General features: G+C 36.7%; 21 protein-coding genes. 14 read left to right on the top strand and 7 right to left on the bottom strand.

Annotation, left to right across the window (positions count from 1 at the left end; genetic code table 11):
- From C1721_RS15050 to C1721_RS15030, 5 genes are all read left to right on the top strand, one after another.
- Entirely contained in the window at positions 1–798 is a 798-nt protein-coding gene (locus tag C1721_RS15050) for an ABC transporter permease (protein ID WP_416277229.1), read from the top strand.
- Positions 798–1598, top strand: a complete 801-nt coding sequence (locus C1721_RS15045) for an ABC transporter permease (RefSeq protein WP_102409006.1) — start codon at positions 798–800, stop codon at positions 1596–1598. Before C1721_RS15050 ends, C1721_RS15045 begins: the two co-directional genes overlap by 1 nt.
- Entirely contained in the window at positions 1595–2929 is a 1335-nt protein-coding gene (locus tag C1721_RS15040) for an ABC transporter substrate-binding protein (RefSeq protein ID WP_102409005.1), read from the top strand. Before C1721_RS15045 ends, C1721_RS15040 begins: the two co-directional genes overlap by 4 nt.
- Positions 2930–2942: 13 nt before the next feature.
- Entirely contained in the window at positions 2943–3560 is a 618-nt protein-coding gene (locus C1721_RS15035; protein ID WP_102409554.1) for an HAD family hydrolase, read from the top strand.
- An 85-nt stretch (positions 3561–3645) separates the two neighbouring features.
- Positions 3646–4608 (top strand): FimB/Mfa2 family fimbrial subunit, encoded by a 963-nt coding sequence (locus C1721_RS15030; protein WP_159063599.1) that lies wholly within the window; start codon positions 3646–3648, stop codon positions 4606–4608.
- Here the strand turns inward: C1721_RS15030 and C1721_RS15025 are convergent.
- Together C1721_RS15025 and C1721_RS15020 are read right to left on the bottom strand one after the other, a co-directional pair.
- Positions 4605–5285, bottom strand: a complete 681-nt coding sequence (locus C1721_RS15025) for a queuosine precursor transporter (protein ID WP_102409003.1) — start codon at positions 5283–5285, stop codon at positions 4605–4607. The two genes, C1721_RS15030 and C1721_RS15025, sit on opposite strands and share 4 nt — an antisense overlap.
- Positions 5286–5359: 74 nt before the next feature.
- Positions 5360–5782: a hypothetical protein gene (locus C1721_RS15020; protein WP_102409002.1), complete on the bottom strand. Its 423-nt coding sequence runs from the start codon at positions 5780–5782 to the stop codon at positions 5360–5362.
- A gap of 228 nt (positions 5783–6010) precedes the next feature.
- Between C1721_RS15020 and C1721_RS15015 the strand changes: the two genes are divergently transcribed.
- On the top strand, positions 6011–6187 hold the full coding sequence (locus tag C1721_RS15015; RefSeq protein WP_102409001.1) for a histone H1: 177 nt from the start codon (positions 6011–6013) through the stop codon (positions 6185–6187).
- Positions 6188–6479: 292 nt separating this feature from the next.
- On the opposite strand, the gene C1721_RS15010 is transcribed toward C1721_RS15015, so the two are convergent.
- From C1721_RS15010 to C1721_RS14990, 5 genes are all read right to left on the bottom strand, one after another.
- Positions 6480–8042 (bottom strand): STN and carboxypeptidase regulatory-like domain-containing protein, encoded by a 1563-nt coding sequence (locus C1721_RS15010; protein ID WP_199830415.1) that lies wholly within the window; start codon positions 8040–8042, stop codon positions 6480–6482.
- 15 nt (positions 8043–8057) lie between these two features.
- Positions 8058–8912, bottom strand: coding sequence for a FecR family protein (locus C1721_RS15005; protein ID WP_102408999.1), 855 nt, complete (start codon positions 8910–8912; stop codon positions 8058–8060).
- Positions 8909–9454 carry an RNA polymerase sigma-70 factor gene (locus C1721_RS15000; RefSeq protein WP_102408998.1) on the bottom strand — a complete coding sequence of 182 codons (546 nt, stop codon included), beginning with the start codon at positions 9452–9454 and terminating at the stop codon, positions 8909–8911. The genes C1721_RS15005 and C1721_RS15000 overlap by 4 nt, the downstream gene beginning before the upstream one ends.
- Positions 9455–9509: 55 nt before the next feature.
- Positions 9510–10766, bottom strand: coding sequence for a carboxypeptidase-like regulatory domain-containing protein (locus tag C1721_RS14995; protein WP_102408997.1), 1257 nt, complete (start codon positions 10764–10766; stop codon positions 9510–9512).
- Positions 10767–10947: 181 nt separating this feature from the next.
- Positions 10948–11532: an HdeD family acid-resistance protein gene (locus C1721_RS14990; RefSeq protein ID WP_102408996.1), complete on the bottom strand. Its 585-nt coding sequence runs from the start codon at positions 11530–11532 to the stop codon at positions 10948–10950.
- A 125-nt stretch (positions 11533–11657) separates the two neighbouring features.
- Here C1721_RS14990 and rfbA point away from each other — a divergent pair, with 125 nt between their 5' ends.
- From rfbA to C1721_RS14950, 8 genes are all read left to right on the top strand, one after another.
- Complete coding sequence (rfbA, locus tag C1721_RS14985; RefSeq protein WP_102408995.1) at positions 11658–12530, top strand: glucose-1-phosphate thymidylyltransferase RfbA; 873 nt, start codon at positions 11658–11660, stop codon at positions 12528–12530.
- Between the two features lie 20 nt (positions 12531–12550).
- Complete coding sequence (locus C1721_RS14980) at positions 12551–13630, top strand: GDP-L-fucose synthase family protein (RefSeq protein ID WP_102408994.1); 1080 nt, start codon at positions 12551–12553, stop codon at positions 13628–13630.
- Between the two features lie 14 nt (positions 13631–13644).
- Positions 13645–14796, top strand: a complete 1152-nt coding sequence (gene gmd, locus C1721_RS14975; protein WP_102408993.1) for a GDP-mannose 4,6-dehydratase — start codon at positions 13645–13647, stop codon at positions 14794–14796.
- Between the two features lie 109 nt (positions 14797–14905).
- Positions 14906–16051 (top strand): OmpA family protein, encoded by a 1146-nt coding sequence (locus tag C1721_RS14970; protein WP_102408992.1) that lies wholly within the window; start codon positions 14906–14908, stop codon positions 16049–16051.
- A gap of 99 nt (positions 16052–16150) precedes the next feature.
- Positions 16151–17548 (top strand): undecaprenyl-phosphate glucose phosphotransferase, encoded by a 1398-nt coding sequence (locus C1721_RS14965; protein WP_102408991.1) that lies wholly within the window; start codon positions 16151–16153, stop codon positions 17546–17548.
- Between the two features lie 69 nt (positions 17549–17617).
- On the top strand, positions 17618–18046 hold the full coding sequence (gene ruvX / locus C1721_RS14960; protein WP_102408990.1) for a Holliday junction resolvase RuvX: 429 nt from the start codon (positions 17618–17620) through the stop codon (positions 18044–18046).
- On the top strand, positions 18043–18600 hold the full coding sequence (gene def / locus C1721_RS14955; protein ID WP_102408989.1) for a peptide deformylase: 558 nt from the start codon (positions 18043–18045) through the stop codon (positions 18598–18600). Before ruvX ends, def begins: the two co-directional genes overlap by 4 nt.
- 22 nt (positions 18601–18622) lie before the next feature.
- Complete coding sequence (locus C1721_RS14950; protein ID WP_102408988.1) at positions 18623–20170, top strand: acyl-CoA carboxylase subunit beta; 1548 nt, start codon at positions 18623–18625, stop codon at positions 20168–20170.
- Positions 20171–20176: the final 6 nt, after the last annotated feature.

Raw genomic sequence — 20176 nt, 5'->3', positions numbered from 1 at the left:
GTGATTAATAAGTTTTCAGCATTTTTTATGCGTCGGAAGAACTGGGCGATACCTTATGTAGTATTCCTTGCGATTTTTGTTGTTATGCCCTTGCTCTTGATTGTATTTTATGCTTTTACGGATGCAGAAGGTACGCTGACAATGGCTAATTTCCGTAAGTTTATGCTACATCCTGAGGCAATCAATACCTTTGTGTATTCTATCGGAATCGCCATTATTACTACATTGACTTGTTTGGTACTCGGATATCCGGCAGCTTATATTTTAAGCCATTCTCACTTCAATACTTCTCGTACAATGGTTATGCTTTTCATCCTTCCAATGTGGGTGAATATACTGATACGAACTTTAGCTACGGTTGCTTTATTTGATTTTTTGAACTTTCCGTTAGGAGAAGGTGCTTTAATATTTGGTATGGTTTATAATTTCTTACCATTTATGATTTATCCTATTTATAATACTCTTCAGAAGATGGACCCTAGTTTGGTTGAAGCTGCACAGGATTTAGGAGCAAATCCATTTCAGGTATTTGTTAAAACCATATTTCCTCTGTCTATGCCTGGTGTAACAAGCGGTATAGTAATGGTATTTATGCCTACGGTTTCCACATTCGCCATAGCAGAGCTGTTGACGATGAATAATATCAAACTATTTGGAACGACAGTACAGGAAAATATTAATAACGGGATGTGGAATTACGGTGCGGCACTTTCACTTATTATGTTGATATTGATAGGTGTCACCGTTTTGTTTAGTAATGAAAGTGATGGTGCTTCTAATGAAGGAGGAGTAATATAATGATAACAAAGTTTATGGCAAAAGCCTATTTATGGCTGCTTTTGGTTTTGCTCTATGCTCCGATACTCATTATTATGATATTTTCTTTTACAGAAGCGAAAGTATTGGGCAATTGGACAGGTTTTTCTACAAAGTTATATAGTTCCCTATTTGCCGGAAATGTACAGCACTCCCTTATTAGTGCTTTATGGAATACGTTTGCTATAGCTATGCTGGCAGCAACGATTTCTACTCTTTTAGGCAGTATTGCGGCGATAGGTATTTTTAATCTCCGGTCAGGCGCGCGGCAAACAATTAATTTTGTGAATGCTATTCCGATGATGAATGCTGATATTATAACGGGTATTTCTTTATTCTTATTATTTGTTAGTTTTGGTATTTCCCAAGGATTCACTACTGTTGTATTGGCTCATATAACCTTTTGTACTCCTTATGTGGTTCTGAGTGTGATGCCTCGTTTGAAGAAAATGAATCAAAATGTATATGAAGCGGCTCTTGACTTGGGGGCAACGCCTTTTCAAGCTCTCCATAAAGTAATATTCCCGGAAATAAGACCAGGTATGATTAGTGGTTTTATACTTGCATTTACTTTGTCAATAGATGATTTTGCCGTTACTATATTCACAATAGGCAATGAAGGATTGGAAACCCTTTCTACATTTATATATGCCGATGCGCGTAAGGGGGGATTAACTCCGGAATTGCGTCCTTTGTCAACTATTATATTTGTAACTGTGTTAGTATTATTGATAGTTATTAATAAACGGGCAGAAAAACAAAAGACGGATAAAATAAGATGAATAGGTTGTATAAGTTTATATGTTTGTTCGCTTTTCTGGTTGGAATATTCTCTTCTTGTTCGCGTACGAAGGAAGAACGCAGTAGGATTTTGAAGATATATAATTGGGCAGATTATATAGATGAAAGTGTTTTGGATGATTTTCCTAAATGGTATAAAGAGCAAACCGGTGAGGATGTCCGTATTATATATCAGGTTTTTGATATAAATGAAATTATGCTTACAAAGATTGAACGTGGGCATGAAGATTTTGATTTGGTTTGTCCATCCGAATACATTATCGAACGGATGTTGAAAAAGAATTTATTGTTGCCTATCGATCGTAATTTCGGAAAAACTCCTGATTATATTAATAATGTTTCTCCTTATATCCGGGAACAACTAGACAAGCTTAGCCAGCCCGGACGTAAAGCTACGGATTATGTTGTTGCTTATATGTGGGGAACGGCTGGATTATTATATAATAAAAAGTTTATGAGCCGTGAGGAAGCTATGTCATGGGATTGCCTATGGAATCCTGACTACAAAGGTAAAATTCTTATGAAAGACAGTTACCGGGATGCTTATGGAACGGCTATTATATATGCTCATGCTAAGCAATTGGCAGACGGTACAATTACGGTAGAACAATTGATGAATGATAATTCTCCTGAAGCAATCGCTCTGGCTGAAAAATATCTTAAACAGATGAAACCGAATATTGCCGGATGGGAGGCTGATTTCGGTAAGGAGATGATGACTAAGAATAAAGCTTGGCTTAATCTTACGTGGAGTGGCGATGCCGTGTGGGCAATGGAAGAAGCTGATGCCGTAGGTGTAGATTTGGATTATGAAGTTCCACTGGAAGGTAGTAATATTTGGTATGATGGTTGGGTTATTCCTAAGTATGCGCATAATGTGAAGGCTGCTAGTTATTTTATTGATTATATTTGTCGTCCGGATATAGCATTGAAAAATATGGATGCTAACGGATATGTAAGTGCTGTGGCTACTTCTGAAATCTTAGAAGCTAAGATTGATACGACAATTACACAATATTCAGATCTTAGTTATTTCTTTGGTCCGGAAGCCGATAGTATACAAATTAATCCGGTACAATATCCGGATATTAAAGTGGTGGAACGGTGTGCCATGATTCGTGATTTTGGTGACGAAACGGAATTAGTTCTGGAAATGTGGAGCCGGGTAAAAGGTGATAATCTTAACACCTGGATTGTATTACTTATCTTTTCCGTATTTGGAATACTTTTCATATGGATGATTGTACAGAAAATCCGCAAATATAAACAGCAAAAGCATCATCGAAGACGTCGTAAAAGGTGGTATAAATAAGGGACAGAAAGCAATGAATGGTATTAAGAGTTTAATTATAGATTTAGGCGGAGTCATTATTGGTCTGACGCGTAACCGTTGTATTGATGCTTTTGAGCAATTAGGCGTGAAAAATGTCAGGGAAAATATTACGAACAATTTCCAACATAAAGATCTTTTTATGCAATTGGAGCTAGGTTATATTTCTGTCGCAGATTTTCATGATGGCATTCGTCAGTTGGCAGGAAAGGATCTGACAGACCGGCAAATTGACGACGCATGGATTATGATGTTAGGTGAAGTTCCTAAAGAAAAACTGGAATTACTGTTAGAACTTCGAAATTGTTATAATACTATACTCCTTAGTAATACGAATGAAATTCATTGGAAATGGATTGCTAATAACTGTTTTAATTATAAGAATCTGAAAGTTGATGATTTCTTTCATAAGATATATCTTTCTTATGAATTACATATGTTGAAACCTAATACAGACATCTTCGAACATGTACTTAATGACGCACATATCCGTTCGGAGGAAACTCTTCTTATTGACGATTCATTACCTAATTGCCGTACGGCTGAAGCTATGCGTATGCGCGCATATAATGTACAACCTAAAGAAGATTGGGGTAATTTATTTCTACCATAAAATCTGAAATTTTAACTTCCCGTATCGAACCAAACGGTATTTTGTCTGTTGTAAAGACATTAATTTAAACTGTTTGATAGTTGATATGAAGAAATTATTGATACTTTTATTATTTATACCTGTATTTATAGGTAGCTGTTCGAAAGATGATGATTCGGATACTGGGCATGGAAAACTAATAATTCCGCAATTTGGTACCGCTAATTTAGTTTCAAAAAATCCATTTACTGGTATTCTTATAATTGCTCCGGCAGAAGGAGAAGGGGCTGTTTATTATGGAAATTATAATGCGAAAGGCCAAATATCGCCAGTTCATGCACTATATACTGTATCAAATGGTTCTATTGTTCATGATAATATACCGGTGAGATTACCAGCCGGACAATACAATCTTGTTTATTGGGGAATGCCAAAGAATAATCCGGCAGATTCAACTTATTCAGATGTTGCAGTAATTGAACCTGTATACATTGTAGGTAATGACATGAATAATATGTTCTACGGACTACGTAAGCATAGTGTCCCGGATACTACCTATTATCCTTCTTTTGATTATGTCTATTGTTTGCAACCTACTGATATTGGAAAAGATCAACTTAATGCTTCATTACAACGTGCGACAGCAGGTATTAAGGTTACTTTAACGGATAAAGACGGAGGACAAATTAATGAGAATATTGCTTTCGTGCGTATATTGGTAGGCAATATTGCCAATACGTTGAATTATTTTACCGGAAAAGCTACTGATTTTACAAAGACTGTGAGCTTTCCGTTAACAAAGTCGGAAGATGGGAAAGAAATGAGTGCGAACTCTACTGTAATGGTTTTTCCTTCTGCACCTAATCCTTCGATTACTCTAATTCTGACTTTATTGGATGGAAAAGAAAAAATTTATCGTCAGTCATTGCAAAATACGTTAGATGCGGGAACTCGTCTTACTCTAACAGCTTCTATTGGTGATATTTTTGTTGAAGAGACAGGTTCTAATGGTTTTGAAGTAACGAATTGGAATGAAAAAAGTGAAACGATAAACTTTGGAGATAATTAAATATCCTTTACTCTCAATATATTGTACGATATACTATTGTCGTACACATCATTCCCGTCTACTTTCTTGATGTAGTTTACTACACGGATGGTGACGGGAAGTATTATTACTTCGTATAACGATTTCAGCACAGCTTGTGTGCCAATCATTATTATTAATTCGTTTATGGGGATAAGTCCTCCAAATGCAATAGGGAAAAAGATAATTGAATCTGCACCTTCTCCGACAAGAGTAGACACAATGGCTCTCAAAGAGAAATGTTTACCTTTTGATGCTATTTTCATTTTACTCATTACATAAGCATTAAGGAAAGAACCGACCAAAAAAGCGATTAAACTGGCAATAGCTATGCGGGGAGCCATTCCGAATACAAAATTAAATCCTTCTTCACCTTCCCAAAATGGAGCTGCCGGGAGGATAACGGCCAATTGCGAGAAACCTATCACGAGAAAATTGGATGCGAATCCACTCCAGATTATCAGGCGTGCCTTTTTGAATCCCCATACTTCTGCAATGCAGTCGTTTATGATGTATGAGATAGGAAAGACTATTAAACCGGCTGTAGCTGTGATGCCGGCTACTTGTACAACTTTTGATTCTAATAAATTGGACGCTACTAAGCAGATATTGAATAATATGCCCAGTAACATGAATGGTACTGTAACTGTTTTTTGCATGTTCTCTTGTTTTTAACGAGGTTAATCAAGCACTCGGGCTGCAAAGATACGAAAAATACAGGTATATATTAGTTTTATTTTTTCTCCTTATATAATTGAACAAAAAAGAGGATGCCTGTAATAATTAATGCAGACGATAAACCTGTATAAAATACGGATATGAAAGAATTAGGAAGAAGATGAAATGTACGGACAGTTATTCCTAACGTTATCATAAATGCCATAATAATCCATCCCTTGACATCAAAAAAAGAGAATGGGCAATTTTTATTTTCTTTTTTTTGAGCAATACGCTCTCTGTGTTTATAGAAGAGTTTTATGAATACAAGATAAAAGAATAATAGAAATACGATAATAGCTTCGCATATTTTGAATAACCAATCGTGGGTGTCGTCTAACCACGTGATAATACCGATACGTAAAATATTAGCTCCTGCAATAATCCAAACTAATCCGGCTATAAATAATAATGTTCGCTTATGTACACCGTACTTCATTTATCTGAATCTTTTAGGCAAAGATAGGAATTAGTAAAGAAATAATGTCATTTGTTATATATGACTTTTGTCCAGAATAAGGCGGTGCACTATCTCTATGAATTTGTGGATATATTCATTTCTAAAACAGGATATGAAAAATAATCGTATTATATTAATTGGAGAATAGTTGAAAACAACTAAAAAAGATTACTTTTGTGGAAATATATTAATTAAGAACAAGTAAGTATGAAAGATTTATTGGCAAAAATTCAGGAGCAATACAAAGCATTCGAAGCAGATGCTTTACTTCAGGTAGAGAAAAACAACAAAGCTGCTGGTACACGAGCTCGTAAAGCGTCATTGGATTTAGAAAAATCAATGAAAGAGTTCCGTAAAGTTTCTATCGAAGAAAGTAAAAAATAACTTTCTTATTTCCGCAAAGTTAAGCTGCCAGAGATATCCGGCAGCTTTTTTATTTTGATGGATTGATTTATATTTAGGGCTTATTTGTTAAAAAGTAAAATAAGCTGCAAAGAAATTACGAGAATCTTAAAAATGTGTTGTAAAATATCTTTTTTTATTTGCATCGTAATATTTATTGGTTCATCTTTGCATACAGATAACCTAAACAATCTTTTTGCCTTAAAGACTAATACCTATTAAAAACCTATAAAACGAGCCTTTGCGAAAAGGCTCGTTTTATGATTTATAAGAGTTAATATCCTGTCTCTTCAATCTTTGACGATATTTTACTGATCGCTTCGTTGAGTTTTTCTTCTGGTAGAATGACATTGAAATTTTCCCAGAAATCTTTGTCGTATATAAAATTTGTTTCAGCAAAAATGCTTCTTGTAGGCAGTATTTCGTGTTTTGTAAATCGTCTTACGTCTATCGTATCTATCCGACAGGTGGCCATTTCAAACCATACATGAAGTGTATTTGTGTTAAAAATTTTTCTCCTTTTCTTAATTTTAAAATTTAAATCACCTCTGATGTGATTGATATAATAGGTATTATTCCATGGCTTATAAGTAACAGTATAAGAAACTTTTTGAGGAATAATCTTGATATCCCTACTTTTCTTTATGATGAGAATATTGCCGACATCTTTAACATATTGAGGATTGAATTCAAAGGATACGCGTAGTAATGCGTCATTTTCAGCATCAATATAGATTGCTCCTTTATAGAGTGGTTCTTTTACGTTTGCTTTCTGTTCAAAGGAAATAACATTTGCCAGCCTGTTGTCTATCACTGTAATATCAGAATGGATATAGTTATACTGGTCGTTATAGTCTGTCATGAAAAAATCAGGTAATATTTTTATTACATCCAGTAACAGGCAGGCGTTAATTCCTGACTTCATTTTTGCTATCAGCGAATCTTTTTCGTTTTCATCGCTGATTCGGCGCATTTTTAGTAGTTTTACCTGATCTTTATGTGGTGACATATAGGGCGTTTTGTATATCTTGAATATTGCTTCGGTAAGGTTGGATAGTTTTTTACGATGTTCTACACCTTCACGATAAAAGGTGGTAAGGTATGCAGGATGGTTTGCGTAATTGATATTACGTTTATCGATCATGTCTTGAAGGAGTTTTCGGGGATTTACCAGCCTTACTACGATTTCTTGAATGGGGATAACTTGAGGCTCAAGAGTAAGAAAATTGTGCCTTCCGATTAGTAGCTGGCTGTTTACTTCCTGTGGTTTGTACCCAAGATGTGAGAAATAGATTGTGGAATGAAGTAGGGAGTCGGGGAGTCTGAGTCTGAACTCTCCATTTTGATTGGTGATTGTTCCGACTCCTGCTTCTTTAACTCCTACTGTCCCGTAGGATATAGGTTCTTGGGTATAGTTATCATGTAAAACTCCTTCTACGTCGAAATAGATACTCTCTTTGTGTCCAGCTAACGGTTGGTCGATGACATTTGCTGCCGAATCTGTCTTCTGATAGAGTGATAATAGGATATGGTTGCCAATAATTTTCATTTTCAGATCGTTTTGACCGGTGATTGCATGGACGGCTTCACGGATGGTATATTCTTTCTTTTTCAGTTTTATTCTTTGGTCATTGTCCAGAATATTACTGTCATAGATGAAAAGGAAACCGGAACGTTCGGTTACCTCTCCTAGCATTTGGTATATTGTTCCTTTAGTTTTAAGCAGTATTATTTTGCAGTCAAGCGTGTCTTTCCCTTCTGCTCGGGCGGATGCTGTAATGAATAGCATAAACCAGATAAAGCTGCAGGCTACGAAATATGGCACTTTCCGTTTCATTTAGCCGGATAAATTTTAAGGTTTTATGAATAAGGTGTTTTTATCTTGCGTATATTTTAAATTTAATGCCGCACATAAAAGTCTTGCAATCTCATCTGGTGAATTATTGGTGAAACGTACTGTAAGACGGTGGTCTTCTATGTCTGGTGTTGCTTGTATTTGCATCTCTGGGTTCGTTAGATTTATAACACGTAAAATATCTGCTAACCGTTCATCTTTGAACTGCATTAGTTGTGTATAGCGTGCAAATTGTTTGGTATCCTGCGTCGCGTTTATTTGAAGCTGTCGTACGAGAAGCGTGACTGTCTCTCCTGCATTTACCAGAACGCTCGTTTTGTTTTGCATGGAAGTAACTTTTACGCTCCCTCGTAAGACTGACAATTCGAAAGGTTTATTTTCATTGTTTATAATGTTGAAGGCCGTTCCAAGGACTTCTATTTGCATGTCATCCGTTTCTATGAAGAATGGGCGTTCTTTGTTTCCGCTTACGTCGAAAAGAGCGTCACCTTTTAGGGTAACAATCCTTTTATCAGTCTGGAAATGCTCGGGATATTGCAATTGTGAGTTATCGGCAAGGTAAACTATAGATCCGTCTTCCAGAGTCTTCACTAAAGTGGCAGCATCTTTTTTGTTTTGAAGAGTGAGAAGGGTAGTATCTGTTTTTTCTCCTAGCCTGTTCGTATAAAATAGAGTGATTATTGAAATGCAAAGCAGTAGAAAGATTGCGACCCAGCTTATTTTACGGAGACTGGAAATAATGCTACTTTGTTGTATTCCATACTCCGTAAATAATCCGTCATGTAGGAGCCGATTGTAAAGGTGCTCCCATGCTTGCTCTGTTTGGATAATATGTTTTTTTTCTTTTTTCATGCTGTATAATATTCAATTTTTTTACGAAGCGTTTGAAGCGCTTTTGTCATTTCTGCTTCCACTGTTTTGACGGAGAGAGAAAGAGCGGAGGCTATTTCCGCATATTTCATTCCCTCGAAACGATGCATTTTAAAAATACGGAGTCTCCGTTCTGGTAATTGGAGAAGCGTTTGGTTTATTAAATCCTGCAATTCTTTATATTCCAGTTGCTCTTGCGGAGAAATGGACTTGTCTTCATTTTTTCCAAACAGAAATGTTGCTTTATATCTGTTTCTTACTTCCTGATGTTCCAGCCATTGAAGGGAACGGTTACGTACGGCTCCGTATAAATAACTTTTTATGGAATGAAATAATTGTATTTTGTTCCGTTCTTTCCAGAAGGTGTAAAACAGATCCTGCACAATTTCTTCCGCAATATCTATTTGTCCGGTTATGCTAGCTGCATATAGACAAAGAGGAGCGTAATAAAGCTTGAAGATTGCTTCGAAAACCTTTATGTTTCCTTCTTTGATTTTAGCAAGAATAAACAGCTCGTTTAACATAACCGTTGTTTTTACATGGTAAACTTTCTCAAAAGTACGAAAAGAAATTCAGACTCTATTTGTGTTGTTTCTTTAATTTATAAACAGCCGATTCCAGTGATTCTGTCGGTTCTATGATGTTGTATGCACCCCAAAAATCTTCGTCAATAAAATTTTCAACTTTGTCGGAAAGAGATTGATTGGGTCTGAATGCCATTTTATATGGAATGCCTTCTTTTTGTATTTTTCCGTCCGTGACAACCATTTCGGATAGAATGGTATAATTGGTAGAAAACAGTCTTCGTTTCCAATCGCATTTAAAACGTACCTCATTACGGATATAATTAAGATAACTGATGCCATTGCGCTGTTTATAGGTGACAAGGAAAGAGACTTCTATGGGCTTAAAGCGCAGGCCGAAAGGCTTTTTTTTCAAGATGGCTTGTGTTGCCTTGTTGCGGTCGTCCATGCTGAGGCTAAATTCGGCACGACTAAATGCCAGATTTTCTTTATCGATATATAATTTGCCGTAGTGCAGAGCATAGGGCAGCACTGTATTGGGTTGGAAACTGATTACATAATGAGGTCTATTGTCTATAATTGTACCCTCTTCCATCCGGAAAGTGTAATAGGGTAATGTTTCCATGTCAAGTAATACATCGGGATTCTTTACTATGTCGATATAGACAGAAAGATTTGGGCCTCCAAGTAGTTTCACTACTAACGTGTCGCTTTGTTTCTGGCTTAGCAATTTGCGTCCTTTGTAAATTTGTACACGGTCGCGATTCACATCTTGATTATAAGATGTTTTGTAAATGTCTATGATGGCTTCCGAGATATTAATGTAGCGACGTCCTTTTTGAGCCGTTTCACGATAAAATCCGGTTAACAGATTACTTTCCGGACTGTAATTTTTAGGAATTTTGCTGATGGCTGCTTCTACTAAGGAGCGTGGATCTTGCCCGTGGATAATTACTTCACGCAATACATTGGCATTGGGTGTTAACAATACTGTAACATTGGCTAGGTTTTGTTCTTTTACCGGAATGATATAATTGTTATATCCGATATGTGAGATTTCCACGTTTTTCACCTGCAAAGATTTCTGTATTTTGATGAGAAATTCACCATCGTTGTTGGTGATAGTTCCGATGTTACTTCCGGGAATGGATACATTAACATATTCTAGCCGTTTCTTACTGTTCTTATCTTTTACAATGCCACTGATGGTGATGTATTCACCAATACTGTCTTGTGCTTTTGCCGGAGTGAAACTGACAAGCATTAAAATAATCAGAAGAAATCCTACTGTTTGTTTACATGACGCCTTCATATTTACATGATTTTAAAATGAATATTCGTTTCGTTTTATATTAATATGATCGTCCGGCGTGTAAAAACCCTATAAAAAAAGAGTGTTTTTTTGAGAAATAATAAAAAAGCCATACGGTTCCGAAGTTGCCTTTGATGGCTGTCCAGTTCCGTATGGCTTAGTAAGGTCAGTGCAGGAGTGTTTACTCTTTTTCCCGCATTTCTTTATTCTTTTTGTGTAAACTTTTTAGTTCGATGCCAAGCATTACACGGAATATACCGATGATAAGCAGGGCATAAGCGATCAGGTAAACAAGGGTGAATGCGCCAGCACCTGGTTGCCAGATAATACCTATGGAACAAAGTATTGCCAGAATGCCGAAAGCCATGTACCAACCCCAGTTTTGGGTTCCATAACGCTTTAAGTCAAGGGAATATCCTGCTGCAGAAAAACCACGGAACATTAGCCAGAATGCCAAAATAAATGGTAATACACTCATGCTCAATCCTGGGTTAGCCATTAGAAGAATACCCAAAATCAGATCCACAATTCCTCCTGTGAGATACCAGCCCCAACTGGAAATAATCTTTTTATTGCTGAAAGCAAAGGCTATTTCCAACAATCCGCTGACAAACATCGATATGCTGAATAATATACTCAGTACAATATAACTAGCAAGAGGAGCGAACATTAAATAGATAGCAATAATGATATAAAGGATGCCGACAAGCAAAGACATCCACCAGTTTTTTACTGCATAATCAATTTGATCAATAAAAGTCTTCATATTGAATAGTTTTTGAATTTTGTGATTTATTATTGAAACAAACAGCTTGAAAGAAAAGTTTTAAAAGCCCTTTCCTCTATAATATTTTACATATCTTTGTCCTAAAATTAACAGATAAATAAACCATGAAAGGTATCGTTTTAGCCGGTGGTTCGGGTACACGTCTATATCCAATTACCAAAGGTGTTTCAAAGCAGCTTCTGCCTATCTATGATAAGCCGATGATTTATTATCCGGTGTCTGTATTAATGTTGGCTGGCATTCGTGAAATATTGATCATTTCTACACCTCAGGATTTACCCGGATTTCGACGTTTGTTGGGTGATGGTTCCGATTATGGCGTCCGTTTTGAATATGCTGAACAGCCTTCGCCTGACGGATTGGCACAGGCATTTATTATAGGTGCGAATTTTATAGGAAATGATTCTGCATGTTTAGTATTGGGTGATAACATTTTCTATGGACAGAGTTTCACGACTATGCTGAAAGAGGCAGTCCATAATGCAGAGAAAGAACAGAAAGCAACTGTTTTTGGTTATTATGTGAATGATCCGGAACGATATGGTGTGGCGGAATTTGATTCGGAAGGTAATGTGTTGAGCATTGAAGAGAAACCAAAAGAGCCAAAGTCTAATTATGCTGTCGTAGGGCTATATTTTTATCCAAACAAGGTAAAGAAAGTGGCAAGAGAGATAAAGCCGTCGGCACGCGGTGAATTGGAAATAACAACAGTTAATCAGGAGTTCCTGAAAGATGGTGAATTGAAAGTTCAACTTTTGGGGCGCGGTTTTGCCTGGTTAGATACAGGAACGCATGACTCTCTCTCCGAAGCCTCTACTTTTGTTGAGGTGATAGAAAAGAGACAAGGATTAAAGGTGGCTTGCCTTGAAGAAATTGCTTATCGTTCGGGTTGGATTGATGCTAATAGACTGAAAGAGATAGCGCATCCGATGACAAAGAACCAATATGGGCAGTATCTACTGAACTTACTGAAATAAAAAGATCAAGTAACAATACAATGGATAAAGATAATAAGATATTTGTAGCCGGACATCGTGGACTGGTAGGGTCGGCTATATTGAAAAATTTACAAGGCAAGGGTTATACCAATTTTGTGCTGCGTACACATGCTGAGCTGGATTTGACTGATCAGCGGGCTGTTAATGACTTTTTTGAGACGGAAAAACCTGAATATGTTTTTCTTTCAGCTGCCCATGTTGGAGGAATTATGGCGAATAGCCGTTATCGTGCCGATTTTATCTATATTAATTTGATGATTCAGAATAATGTAATTCATGCTTCTTATAAGAATGGTGTAAAGAAATTGTTGTTTTTGGGAAGTACTTGCATTTATCCGCGTGAGGCTCCACAGCCTATGCCGGAGAATTGCCTGCTGACATCTCCGCTAGAATATACAAATGAACCCTATGCGATAGCCAAAATTGCCGGTATAAAAATGTGCGAGAGTTACAACTTGCAGTATGGTACAAACTATATTGCTGTTATGCCGACCAACCTTTATGGTCCGAATGATAACTTTAATTTGGAGACTTCCCATGTGCTTCCTGCTATGATCCGGAAAATACATCTTGGAAAATGCCTATTCGAGAGAAATTGGAATTCCATTCGGAAGGATTTGGATTTTCGTCCGGTAGAAACGGTTTCCGGCTCTGCATCGGAATCGGAAATATTGGCTGTTCTCGACAAATATGGAATTCGAGGGAATAAAGTGGAACTTTGGGGAACCGGAAAACCTTTACGTGAATTTTTGTGGAGTGAAGAAATGGCGGACGCTTCCGTTTATATAATGGAACATGTAAACTTTGCTGATGTTTGTCCTAAAGAAGGCGAAGTAAGAAACACACATATCAATATAGGAACAGGAGTAGAGCTGACCATTAAAGAAGTAGCTGCTCTTATAAAAGAGAATATAGGCTATCAGGGTGAATTGAAGTTTAATGCGTCTAAACCGGACGGTACTCTCCGGAAATTAACAGACGTGACAAAACTTCATTCTTTAGGTTGGCATCATTCCATTGAAATAAATGAGGGAATAGATCGTTTATATAAATGGTATTTAAATAATAGTAATCAATAAAATAGACAGATAAAATGGGTAAAGTTGCTTTAATAACAGGAATTACCGGTCAGGATGGTGCTTACCTGGCAGAATATTTAATAAAAAAAGGATATACAGTGCACGGCATCAAGCGTCGCTCTTCGATGTTTAATACAGATAGAATAGATCATTTGTATCAAGATCCGCATATTGAGGACAGAAACTTGATTCTGCATTATGGAGATTTGACTGATAGTTTGAATCTGACTCGTATTATAGGGGAAGTGCAACCGGATGAAATATATAATCTGGCAGCGATGAGCCATGTAAAGGTGAGTTTCGATACTCCGGAATACACGGCAAATGCCGATGGGTTGGGAGTATTGCGTATTTTGGAAGCTGTCAGATTGTTGAATCTGGTCCCGAAAAGCCGTATCTATCAGGCTTCAACTTCCGAGTTGTATGGGTTAGTACAAGAAGTTCCTCAGAAAGAAACAACTCCATTTTATCCGAGAAGTCCATATGCTGTAGCTAAATTATATGGTTATTGGATTACTGTGAATTATCGTGAGGCTTATAATATGCATGCATCCAATGGCATTTTGTTTAACCATGAGTCTCCGTTGAGAGGCGAAACGTTTGTAACGCGTAAAGTAACGCGTGCCATTTCTCGTATTGCTTTAAATATGCAAAAGAAAGTTTATATGGGTAATCTTTCTTCTAAGCGAGATTGGGGACATGCAAAGGATTATGTTCGTGCAATGCATGCAATTCTCCAACAGGAAAAACCGTCCGATTATGTGATTGCTACAGGAATTACTACAACGATCCGCGATTTTATACAAATGGCATTTGCCGAAATCGGAGTGGAAGTAAGTTTTCATGGAGAGGGTGTTGATGAAGTCGCTGTTTTACGTTCTGTTGATGAAAAAATATTTAAAAATAAAATTGGTGAAGTTTATTTGGAAGATCTGAAAAAGCGTATAGGTGAAGAGATTGTTGGTGTTGATCCTCAGTATTTTAGACCGACAGAGGTGGAGCTTTTAATTGGTGATGCTACAAAGGCTCGTACACAATTAGGGTGGGAACCTCAGTATTCTTTAGAAACTTTAATAGAGGATATGATGTTATCAGACGTGAAGCTTATGAAGAAGGAATCTTACTTAAGAGAGGGCGGATATAAAATTTTGAACTATTTTGAGTAAGGGAAAACAAAATACAGTTTTTATTTGTTATAATTCAAAAAAGCGTTAATTTTGTCCCGTTTTCGAGCGTTATTAGGTAATTGATTGTTTAATTTAAAAGTTATTGAATATGAAAACTAAGATTTTACTTTTAGCATTATTATCAGGTTTCGTATTCTCTGTGTCAGCACAGGAATTCCAACCTCAAATAGGTTTTAGCACGGAGAAAGGTTATAAAACAAATTTTAAAAAGAATAAGGCAGGAGATAATTGGTTTATTTCTATTGCAGGAGGTGCCAGCATTTTGTTAGGCGACCAAAACAATAAGGCCGATTTTGGTAATCGCTTGAATTTTGCTCCCCAATTCTCATTTGGTAAATGGTTTAATCCATATTTGGCTTTCCGTACTCAATTAAACGGTGGTATTCTTCATGGTTTTGTGGGAGACGATGCCCAATTGATGCAACATAATAAATACATGGCAGCTCACGTAGATTTATTGTGGGATGTTACAAATTTCTGGGCTCCTTACAGAGAATCAAAAGTATTTCGTTTAATTCCTTGGGTCGGTCTTGGTTATGCTCAACGTTTTAAAACAACAGAAGCAGCTGAATTTGCAAGATCAGAATCTCCTTCATTAAATGCTGGTATTTTGATGGCATTTCGTGTTAGCAAACGTGTGGATATCAATGTTGAAGCTCAGGGTTCTTTGTTGAATGAACAATTCAACCGTGTATCAATGGGACATTTGTCAGACGGTATTGCACAGTTGAGTGCTGGTTTGACATTCAAATTGGGCAAGACTGATTTCGAAGTTCTTCAACCGATGGATTATGCATTGCTGAATGATTTGAATAATCAGGTTAATTCTTTGCGTGCAGCAAACGATGAGTTGAGCAAACGTCCTGTTTCTTGTCCTGAATGTGAAGAAGTTGTAACAGAAGTTGTAAACAACTATGTAGATAATGTAGTTTACTTCCGTTTGAATAGCTCTAAGATAGATAAGAATCAACAAATTAGCATCTATAATACTGCAGAATTTATGAAGAATAACAATACTCCTATCAAGGTGGTTGGATATGCAGATAAGAAGACAGGTACTTCTAATTACAATATGGGTCTTTCTGAAAAACGTGCTAAAGCTGTTGCTAAAGAATTGATCGAAAAATACGGTATTTCTTCAGATCAAATCACAATTGAATGGAAGGGTTCTGATGTTCAACCTTATGGTGAAAATAATTGGAACCGTGTTGTTATCATGAGTGCTAATAATTAATCTGAATAGATATATTTGGCATAAAAGGGCTACACTGTTGTGTGGCCCTTTTTTTGCTCGAAAATATTGATTACTTTTGTGAGATTTTAGCGAATTTGTATGGAACTAAATAAGAAACATGGGTATCTGATTCAATGGCTGATTGGAATAGGGGATTTAATAGTATTAAATGCCTTGTTCTTGTTGATCTATCATGGATTAGGTGAATTTTACACAGGTGCTATTTCTCATAATTTGAGAGAAATTCTTTTATTACTCAATTTCTGTTATTTTTTCTCTCTTTATTTTGTCCCTATGCAATTGCATATGTCTGTTGTCTATATTGACAAAATTGTGCAAAGGGCATTTGTTCTGGTTACATTTTTAATTTTTTTATTTTCGACATGTCTTATCTTTTTAAATGTCGGAGATATTTTAGCAACATTTCTTTTTGTCTATTATTTTTCTGCGGTTATTGTCTTTTCACTGTGGCGTGTTTTTGTTCGTGTTTCCTTGAAAGTATACCGAAAGAAAGGATATAATTTTAAAAAAGTAATTATCGTTGGTGCCGGTAAAAACGGAATGGAACTATACCGCGTAATGAAGGATGACCTTTCTTATGGATTTAATATTATGGGATTTTTTGATGATAATATATCTCTAAAAAATGTTCTTCCTAATTATTTGGGTATGACAAATGACGTGGAAGATTATGTTTTGGCCCATGATATAGATGAGATATATTGTACATTGCCAGGAACCAATGATGAAAAAATTCTGAGAATATTAAATTTTGCAGAGAAGCACATGGTTCGTTTCTATATTGTTCCTGAATTTTATAGAAATATTAAAAAGAGCTTGATTATGGAGGTTTTGGAATCAGTTCCATTGCTTACCATACGAAGAGAGCCCTTGCAGGCTGCATATAATCGAGCGCTAAAACGTTGTTTTGATGTTGTATTTTCGTTGGCAATACTGTGTACAATATATCCAATATTATATGTTTTTATCGGAGTACTTATAAAATCTACTTCGCGAGGTCCGATTCTTTTTAAGCAAAAAAGAACTGGATTGTATGGACAGGAATTTGAATGTTATAAATTCCGAACCATGAGAGTGAATGCGGAAGCCGATGTAGTTCAGGCTGTGAAAGATGATCCTCGTAAAACTCGTATAGGTGATTTTTTGCGTAGAACAAATTTGGACGAATTTCCTCAATTTATAAATGTACTGAAAGGAGAGATGTCTGTAGTTGGTCCTCGTCCGCATATGTTGAAACATACGGAGCAGTATTCTACTCTTATTGATAAATATATGGTTCGCCATTTAGTAAAACCGGGAGTAACCGGTTGGGCGCAGGTTACCGGTTATCGAGGAGAAACCAAAACACTGGAACAGATGGAAGGTCGCGTTAAAAGAGATGTTTGGTACATTGAAAACTGGACATTCTTCTTAGATTTGAAAATTATTGTCGTGACGATCCTAAATATGTTTAAGGGAGAAAAGAATGCTTATTAACAGAGTATATTGCACACTTTTTCAGGATTTGTGTAATCTGTATATATATTTGTACTATCTTTGTAGGCGATGGGAAGAATTGTTGCAATAGATTATGGCCGGAAACGAACCGGTTTAGCTGCTACTGATACGCTGCAAATGATTGCAAATGGTCTTACAACTGTTCCAAGTGGAGACGTGGTAAAGTATTTATCCGATTATGTAACTCGTGAACATGTAGATTTGTTTGTTGTGGGTTTTCCTAAACAAATGAATAATGAATTGTCCGAAAACATGAAATATATAGAGGCTTTTGTAACCCATCTGAAACGGACAATACCCAATATTCCAGTAGAGTATTATGATGAACGATTTACATCAGTAATGGCTCATCAGGCAATGCTTGATGGTGGTTTAAAGAAAAAGAAACGGCAGGAGAAAGGTTTGGTTGACGAAATCAGTGCTGTTATTATCCTGCAAACCTATTTAGAAAGTAAAAAATATAATTATAATTTATGATTTTGCCTATATATCTATATGGTCAGCCTGTGTTAAGAAAAGAGGCTGAGGATGTACCGAAAGATTATCCGGATTTAAAGCAATTGGTAGCAAATATGTTTGAAACAATGTATCATGCAGATGGTGTTGGCCTTGCTGCTCCTCAGGTTGGCTTATCCCTTCGGATGTTAGTGATAGATGCTGATGTTATGGGGGATGATTTCCCTGAATGTAAAGGCTTTAAACATGCAATGATCAATCCTGATATTGTTGAACGCAGTGAGGAAGAAATTTCTTTGGAAGAGGGTTGTTTGAGTCTGCCCGGTATCCACGAAAAAGTGGCGCGCGCAAGTAAAGTTCGAGTAAAATATTTTGATGAAAGCTGGAAAGAACATGACGAAGTTTTTGAGGGGTTTGCTGCCCGTGTTGTCCAACATGAGTATGAACATTTGACAGGTCATGTATTTATTGATAATATTTCGGCAATACGTCGGCAATTAAATAAAGCGAAACTAAATAATATTATTAAAGGAACAGCCCGTTGTTCTTATCGTGCGAAGGCTGTTGGTAAATAATAGAACTCTATAATTAAAAGTTATGACAGACTTAAGTAAAAACATTCAGGCTCTCAGAGAAAAGAAAGCCGTCGTTGAGATGGGGGGAGGTGAAGCTGCTATTGAAAAGCAGATAGCCATGGGTAAATTGACTGCTCGTGACCGTATTCTTTCTTTGTTGGATAAAGATTCTTTTCATGAGTACGATTTATTTGTAAAACACGATGGTCGTGATTTTGGAATGGATAAAAAAGACCTGCCGGGTGACGGTGTAGTTACAGGAACAGGTACGATCTTTGGAGCTCCAGTATGTATTTATGCACAAGATTTTACAGTTGCCGGTGGTTCTTTAGGATTACAACATGCCCGTAAAATCACTAAGATAATGGATCATGCCCTGAAGATGAGATGTCCTATTATCGGTATCAATGACTCCGGTGGTGCACGTATTCAGGAAGGTGTAGGTGCTTTGGCTGGATATGGTGAAATATTTTATCGTAACACAATCGCTTCAGGTGTAATTCCTCAGATTTCTTTGATATTAGGTCCGTGTGCCGGTGGCGCAGTATATTCTCCGGCATTGACAGATTTTGTATTTGTTGTAGAAAACATATCAAAGATGTTTATCACTGGTCCTAATGTTATTAAGACTGTGTTAGGAGAAGATATTTCTATGGAAGATTTAGGTGGTGCCCGCGTACATGCCGAGATTACAGGTAATGCTCATTTCTATGCACAAAACGAACAAGAATGTTTTGAACAGGTTAAACGTTTGATTAGTTTTATTCCATGGAATAACCATGAACATGCAAAAGCTGTTGAACCGAAAGAACCAACAGCGCTTTTGAATATCGAACAGGTTGTGCCTGCTGATCCGAAGCAACCATATGATGTTCGCGATGTTATTAAATGTATTGTTGATAATTCAGATTTTATTGAAATACAGGAACTATGGGCTGCTAATATTGTTATCGGTTTTGGTCGTATGGGTGGTGAAACTGTAGGTTTTGTTGCTAACCAACCGATGGTCTTGGCTGGCGTATTGGATTGTGATAGTGCTGATAAAGCTGCTCGTTTCATCCGTTTCTGTGATTCATTTAATATTCCTATTGTAACATTGGAAGATATGCCGGGGTATTTGCCGGGCGTTGACCAAGAGCACGCTGGTGTAATTCGTCATGGCGCAAAAGTATTGTATGCTTATTCTGAAGCAACTGTACCAAAAATCACTGTTATTTTGCGTAAAGCTTATGGTGGTGGATATATTGCTATGAACTCTCGCCATTTGGGTGCTGATTTCATGTTTGCATGGCCAAGTGCAGAGATTGCTGTTATGGGACCGGAAGGTGCAGCTAACATTATTTTCCGTAAGGAAATTATAGAAGCGGAAGATCAGAATGCTATGCGCCAGGAGAAAGTAAAAGAATATATTGAGAAGTTTGCAAATCCTTATGTAGCAGCTTCCAGAGGATTTATTGATTCTGTGATCGAGCCGAAAGAAACTCGTTCTTTACTGCTGCATGCTTTGAAACTTTCTGTTCTAAAAGAAGAATACAGACCGGCTAAAAAACATGGTTTACCTCCATTCTAATTTATA

Source organism: Parabacteroides bouchesdurhonensis (genome assembly GCF_900186615.1).
GTDB lineage: Bacteria > Bacteroidota > Bacteroidia > Bacteroidales > Tannerellaceae > Parabacteroides > Parabacteroides bouchesdurhonensis.
The sequence above is the reverse complement of the archived record's forward strand: the minus strand, read 5'-3'. Positions and strand labels throughout refer to the sequence as shown.

Excerpts from the sequence above, each read along its gene's own strand:
- C1721_RS15045 (WP_102409006.1), top strand. The coding sequence starts at position 798 with ATGATAACAAAGTTTATGGCAAAAGCCTATTTATGGCTGCTTTTGGTT.
- C1721_RS15040 (WP_102409005.1), top strand. The coding sequence starts at position 1,595 with ATGAATAGGTTGTATAAGTTTATATGTTTGTTCGCTTTTCTGGTTGGA.
- C1721_RS15035 (WP_102409554.1), top strand. The coding sequence starts at position 2,943 with ATGAATGGTATTAAGAGTTTAATTATAGATTTAGGCGGAGTCATTATT.
- C1721_RS15030 (WP_159063599.1), top strand. The coding sequence starts at position 3,646 with ATGAAGAAATTATTGATACTTTTATTATTTATACCTGTATTTATAGGT.
- C1721_RS15025 (WP_102409003.1), bottom strand. The coding sequence starts at position 5,285 with ATGCAAAAAACAGTTACAGTACCATTCATGTTACTGGGCATATTATTC.
- C1721_RS15020 (WP_102409002.1), bottom strand. The coding sequence starts at position 5,782 with ATGAAGTACGGTGTACATAAGCGAACATTATTATTTATAGCCGGATTA.
- C1721_RS15015 (WP_102409001.1), top strand. The coding sequence starts at position 6,011 with ATGAAAGATTTATTGGCAAAAATTCAGGAGCAATACAAAGCATTCGAA.
- C1721_RS15010 (WP_199830415.1), bottom strand. The coding sequence starts at position 8,042 with ATGAAACGGAAAGTGCCATATTTCGTAGCCTGCAGCTTTATCTGGTTT.
- C1721_RS15005 (WP_102408999.1), bottom strand. The coding sequence starts at position 8,912 with ATGAAAAAAGAAAAAAAACATATTATCCAAACAGAGCAAGCATGGGAG.
- C1721_RS15000 (WP_102408998.1), bottom strand. The coding sequence starts at position 9,454 with ATGTTAAACGAGCTGTTTATTCTTGCTAAAATCAAAGAAGGAAACATA.
- C1721_RS14995 (WP_102408997.1), bottom strand. The coding sequence starts at position 10,766 with ATGAAGGCGTCATGTAAACAAACAGTAGGATTTCTTCTGATTATTTTA.
- C1721_RS14990 (WP_102408996.1), bottom strand. The coding sequence starts at position 11,532 with ATGAAGACTTTTATTGATCAAATTGATTATGCAGTAAAAAACTGGTGG.
- rfbA (WP_102408995.1), top strand. The coding sequence starts at position 11,658 with ATGAAAGGTATCGTTTTAGCCGGTGGTTCGGGTACACGTCTATATCCA.
- C1721_RS14980 (WP_102408994.1), top strand. The coding sequence starts at position 12,551 with ATGGATAAAGATAATAAGATATTTGTAGCCGGACATCGTGGACTGGTA.
- gmd (WP_102408993.1), top strand. The coding sequence starts at position 13,645 with ATGGGTAAAGTTGCTTTAATAACAGGAATTACCGGTCAGGATGGTGCT.
- C1721_RS14970 (WP_102408992.1), top strand. The coding sequence starts at position 14,906 with ATGAAAACTAAGATTTTACTTTTAGCATTATTATCAGGTTTCGTATTC.
- C1721_RS14965 (WP_102408991.1), top strand. The coding sequence starts at position 16,151 with ATGGAACTAAATAAGAAACATGGGTATCTGATTCAATGGCTGATTGGA.
- ruvX (WP_102408990.1), top strand. The coding sequence starts at position 17,618 with ATGGGAAGAATTGTTGCAATAGATTATGGCCGGAAACGAACCGGTTTA.
- def (WP_102408989.1), top strand. The coding sequence starts at position 18,043 with ATGATTTTGCCTATATATCTATATGGTCAGCCTGTGTTAAGAAAAGAG.
- C1721_RS14950 (WP_102408988.1), top strand. The coding sequence starts at position 18,623 with ATGACAGACTTAAGTAAAAACATTCAGGCTCTCAGAGAAAAGAAAGCC.